7 protein-coding genes are annotated in these 4,589 nt (G+C 36.7%); 2 read left to right on the top strand and 5 right to left on the bottom strand.

Going from position 1 to position 4,589, the window contains the following annotated elements; genetic code table 11:
- Together K8S13_RS25295 and K8S13_RS25300 are read right to left on the bottom strand one after the other, a co-directional pair.
- Nucleotides 1-132 (bottom strand): KH domain-containing protein (locus K8S13_RS25295; RefSeq protein WP_291466569.1); only part of this gene is annotated, 132 nt, incomplete at its 3' end.
- A gap of 198 nt (nucleotides 133-330) precedes the next feature.
- On the bottom strand, nucleotides 331-606 hold the full coding sequence (locus K8S13_RS25300; RefSeq protein ID WP_291466562.1) for a hypothetical protein: 276 nt from the start codon (nucleotides 604-606) through the stop codon (nucleotides 331-333).
- A 225-nt stretch (nucleotides 607-831) separates the two neighbouring features.
- Between K8S13_RS25300 and K8S13_RS25305 the strand changes: the two genes are divergently transcribed.
- Both K8S13_RS25305 and K8S13_RS25310 read left to right on the top strand, forming a co-directional pair.
- Nucleotides 832-1,254, top strand: a complete 423-nt coding sequence (locus K8S13_RS25305) for an iron-sulfur cluster assembly scaffold protein (protein WP_291466564.1) — start codon at nucleotides 832-834, stop codon at nucleotides 1,252-1,254.
- A gap of 57 nt (nucleotides 1,255-1,311) precedes the next feature.
- A complete protein-coding gene (locus K8S13_RS25310; RefSeq protein WP_291466565.1) occupies nucleotides 1,312-1,998 on the top strand; it encodes a hypothetical protein in 687 nt (228 codons plus the stop codon).
- 4 nt (nucleotides 1,999-2,002) lie between these two features.
- On the opposite strand, the gene K8S13_RS25315 is transcribed toward K8S13_RS25310, so the two are convergent.
- Genes K8S13_RS25315 through K8S13_RS25325 form a run of 3 tightly spaced genes read right to left on the bottom strand, consistent with a single transcriptional unit; the run spans nucleotide 2,003 to nucleotide 4,583 of the window.
- Entirely contained in the window at nucleotides 2,003-3,829 is a 1,827-nt protein-coding gene (locus K8S13_RS25315) for a M48 family metallopeptidase (protein ID WP_291466566.1), read from the bottom strand.
- The gene (locus K8S13_RS25320) at nucleotides 3,830-4,405 is read right to left on the bottom strand and encodes an NUDIX hydrolase (RefSeq protein ID WP_291466568.1); all 576 of its coding nucleotides are present in this window, start codon (nucleotides 4,403-4,405) and stop codon (nucleotides 3,830-3,832) included.
- Between the two features lie 16 nt (nucleotides 4,406-4,421).
- On the bottom strand, nucleotides 4,422-4,583 hold the full coding sequence (locus tag K8S13_RS25325) for a hemolysin III family protein (RefSeq protein ID WP_291466571.1): 162 nt from the start codon (nucleotides 4,581-4,583) through the stop codon (nucleotides 4,422-4,424).
- Nucleotides 4,584-4,589 lie beyond the last annotated feature (6 nt).

A 4,589-nucleotide genomic window follows, 5' to 3' on the forward strand; every position in this document is an offset into this window, starting at 1 on the left:
GACCTTCCCAAGATCTTCTTTTGCAACCCGTAATTCCAATACAAGGGTTTGCTGAGCCTTAATTTCCTGAACTTCGACCGCATCCGAATTATCAACCAGTGCTCGAGCAATGTACGTAATCAACTCTTTCATAACCTGTTCTCCTTTTTAGCTGTCAGATGGTAGAAGAAAATAAAATATGAGCCACTACAAATATTACCATAATCGTTGCATCTCTTGGGAAATCAACCCAGAAAAAACTTACAATTAGAATATCACAGCTTATAATAATCTCAAGTACTATTTATTATTAAAATATACAAGCTCTTATAAACATTTCCATCTTATTTTTTATTTCTGATCCTCATCCGGCTCAGCCCAGAGAATATGATCCTTATTAATAAAAAGTGTTTTGTGCTTAGTGGGGTTATCAATATTACCATGGTGGACCATAACATTATACAAAATCAAAAAAAGGTCTCGATCATTTGCTATAAGGTCGCTGAGTCTGTCATAGCCCTGCTCACGATTGATATTAATCTGACCATTTACATGGGTGCCGTCAACAAGCCTTAATCGAATTATCCGGGCTTTCACTTCTTTGCCTGTGATGTCTTTATTGTTCAATTGCTTCTCCTCTATCAATAAAAGATTACTTAAGAATGAATAAATCAAAAATTCATGTCAAGATAAAAATCGAGTTTGTAATAATATGTTTTATCCATTTTGCTTGACATAAAAAAGAAATTAATTATCTTAGAACACGTGTTTTAATTTTTAAGTGTAGAATATTTTATTAGCATACCCGGTAAGATATTCTTTTTAGATCAGGGTGAAATGAAGGAATACACAGTGATTACAGAAATTACAACATCTGATGCTGAACGTAAAATGCTGTCAGAGGCAGGATATGGTGATCCGGCGATCAATTATTATCTTGAAAAAAAATATATGGGTTATATTGAAAATGCTGACCAGATATCCCAAAAAGTTGGGTCCTGCGGAGATATCATGAAGGTCTACCTTAAAGTTGATGATAATCTCATTAATGATGTCCGGTATGAAATAACAGGTTGTGCCGGGGCAATTTCTGCGGCCATGGCTGCTGTTGATCTGGTAAAGGGTAAAACAATTGATGAAGCATTAAAAGTGAATGATGGGGATGTTTTTAAAGTTCTTGAAAACATTCCGGAAAAAAAGCATCATTGTATCCAGCTTGCGGTTAAGACGATGCATCAGGGTATTCAGGAATATAAGAATAGAAAAATAATGTAAACCTCCCCCCTTCTAATTATACATATCAATTTCAATGGAGAGCCATCACAAAAGCAAATGATTATTTCCAAATTTTTTCTTACTTTCCTTTGTATCTTCCTATTGTCAGGATGCAGTACCTCTTCTGAATTTCATATTGAAAATCTTGCCAAAACTGATATTGACGATGTCTCTGAGATTCACATGCATCAGGTGGTCACCCTTTTGAGAACCCTGACTGTGAAACTTTATAAAAAAAATCCATATGAATTGCAAAAAGTTCAAGAACAAACCATTGACTCCCGTCTAAACCAAATATTTATATGTCCGGTTGATAAAAAATATAAAGAACTTGAATTCAAAGAAGGCAGGGATGCCATTTTGCTTGGATTTGAACCCGAATTTGAAGGAGATCGCGTCTTTGCACTGATGGTTGGGTTATATACAATGATTCATACATCCTATAATCAAAAATGTGAACTCTTCATGCTGGATTATCTAAATGCACAAAACCTGTACAACAGTGCCAGAAACATTGAAATCCTTGTATGGCGACTGAATACAAGAAAAAACAATGACGGCCGGCTGTTTATCCTTACCAACAGTTTGAAAGGTGAAGTAAAAAATCTAACTTATGAACGCCTTTTCGGAAAACTCATCTCTCTTCAGGATACCATGGCGCTGATCGTGTCCGACAGAACCGGCCGAATCATAAAAAAAATGGCTCAAATAGCGGGTATGGCATTTTTACCCATTGGCATTTAAACCTTCAGGGTTTTAAGGTTTTCTCAAACAGCTGCAATTGACCTTTGTAATACTCTTTTTTGTCTTTTGAACGGCTCAAAGCCTCTTTTGCAGCGTTTACAGCATTTTGAATATCATTGTTGACAAAAAGAGCCTGGGCATAGGTATCTAAAATAAAGGCTTCCCTTTTTTGCTCCAAAGCCCTTGTGGCATATTCCAGGGCTTTTTTCCTATTTCTGTACTCTTCTTTTGGGCAAGTTGCAAAAAGCCAGGACAGATTATTTAATGAATGGACATTCTCAGGATCTACCCTCAAAACATTTTCATATGAATCAATGGCCTTTTCATAATTTTCCCTGCTGTAATAATAGTCACCTACAACAGCATATAGATCCGAATTTTCAGGATCAACATCCAATTGTTGAAATAGGATGTTTTCAGCTATAAAATTGCCAAATGCCTCCTTGGCCATGCCATAATTTATGGAGTAGCCAAAACCAACAAGTAAAGCAACCAGCACAAAATATCCAACAATCAATTTTTTGACTTTTAAATGATGAATCTGTATCAAAGCCGGCATGGTTTGACATCCTTCCAGAAACCTTACCCTCTGGCCGATGCTGTAATGATGCCAGTTAGGCTTTTCAATGGATTGTCCGGAAAAGGATGCAATCTTGTAAAATGTTGAAATAAGTGGTGATGCATCATTGGTAAAATGATAAACATGAAGATCTGCCTGGCGCTCAAAATTTCTCATGAAAAATCCGAATACAAACCTGAAATAAAGGATAAAAATTCCAATGAGTGTGGCGCTGATTAAGATCGGATGAGCCGTATTTTTTTCAACACCCACAAACTCAAACAGCTTATAGACAGGTTCAATAATATATAATAACAGCATAACGGGTTCAAAAAAAACAAAATTACAGGTGATAAACCCTGCAAAAAAAAGAAGATAAAACAACATGTGATATTTTTGAACATGACCGATTTCATGTAACATAACAGCATCTAATTCATCATCATTCAATGAGTTGAGCAAGGCAGGTGTGACAAGAATATACCGGAATCGCCCAACAAGCCCCATTACGCCGGCTGTGATCATGGTGCCGCCAAATAACTCCCATTTTAAAATATTCGAATATCTCAATCCAGCTTTTTGACAAACACTTTCAATCCTGGTTCTTGGTATCCCGGGCTTCAGGGGTTTACAATTCCAGAGTTTTTTGATTAACACAGGTCCGAAAATGGATATGGCAACAAGAAACAGGGCAATATATCCAATTTCTCCTGCAGGAGTTTTTAAGAATTGCCTAACCGGCTGCCAGGGCAGAAGCCCCAGGATATCAGCAACTATTGACAGGAAAAACCAGGGTAGAAGCGCCGGTAAAGAAAAGGAAACATTGGATATGATAAAGTTCTTTTTTGATACTTTTCCTGCAAAATATTGCTTTTGCACACCATATGCCGCATTCCAGATAATTATCAGATATAAAAGAAACAGCCCTAAAAAAATAATGGCTTCAAGAGTTGGAATAATATCAAATAATTTTATTCCGGAAAATAAAAAGTTTAATTTGAACCCGTAAATATTTACGGCAAAAATTACCAAAGCAAGTACAGACAGACGGGATATATAATTATTTATTAAATGATCAATATTTCCATAAGGATTTTGGGATGCCTTCTTTGCAAGCCTTTTAAATGCAATATGACAAATAACGACAAATAAACCGCTTATCATAAGACAATCGAAAACAACACTATTATCAAAGCCTTTTACCGTCTCAAACAGCTCAGAGGTTGTATATATGACCAAAGCAATAAGGAAATATAAAAAATTGGAAAACATTTAGATGACCCCCTGGGAAGCAAAAGTGTCCAAAATTATCCAGGATTTCACGTCAAACTTAATCTGATTGCTGTAAAGAATACCAAAGACTTGTTCTCTGGATAACATCATGACTTCAATATCCTCGGACGCTTCATTAAACCTGTTTGTGGGAAGGCCCTCACATTCAACAAACAACAGACAAATGGATTCGTCGGTCATGCCGGAAGATGAAAAAATGGCAGGACTTTTTTTTAACACCTTTGTAACGGTTAAACCGGTTTCTTCAAAAAGTTCCCTTTTCCCCGCCTGCTCAACCGTCTCACCCATATCCACCAGGCCTGCCGGAAATCCGTATTGATACCCACCAAGGGCAAGTCTGAATTCTTTTATGACGACTATTTTTGCTTCCTTTTTATGAAACGGAACAATAACAACAGCATCAGGTCTGGCATCATCTTTTTCAAGGGGATTTAACCGTTTTGAGCGTGATGCAAAAATCCATTCTTTTTCACAATTCACCCGATCTTTGTAAGTGATTGAAAAAAGATTCAGATACTTGCAGTCTGTTATTTTTTTGACATTATTAATTTCCATGAAAGAAACTTTGTGTTCAGGCAGGACTTACATACATCAGATATTTGAATGCAAGCCAGAAATGGCTGGCACTTCCCAACAATACAAACAAATGCCATATCTCATGGAATCCGAATATTCCGGGAAATGGGTCGGGTTTTTTAATGGAATAAACAAGGGCTCCCACACTGTAAAACAGTCCGCC

Source organism: Desulfobacula sp. (assembly GCF_021107415.1).

Bases quoted from the DNA above. Each gene is read 5' to 3' on its own strand.
- K8S13_RS25320 (WP_291466568.1), bottom strand. From the start codon at position 4,405: ATGGAAATTAATAATGTCAAAAAAATAACAGACTGCAAGTATCTGAAT.
- K8S13_RS25310 (WP_291466565.1), top strand. From the start codon at position 1,312: ATGATTATTTCCAAATTTTTTCTTACTTTCCTTTGTATCTTCCTATTG.
- K8S13_RS25315 (WP_291466566.1), bottom strand. From the start codon at position 3,829: ATGTTTTCCAATTTTTTATATTTCCTTATTGCTTTGGTCATATATACA.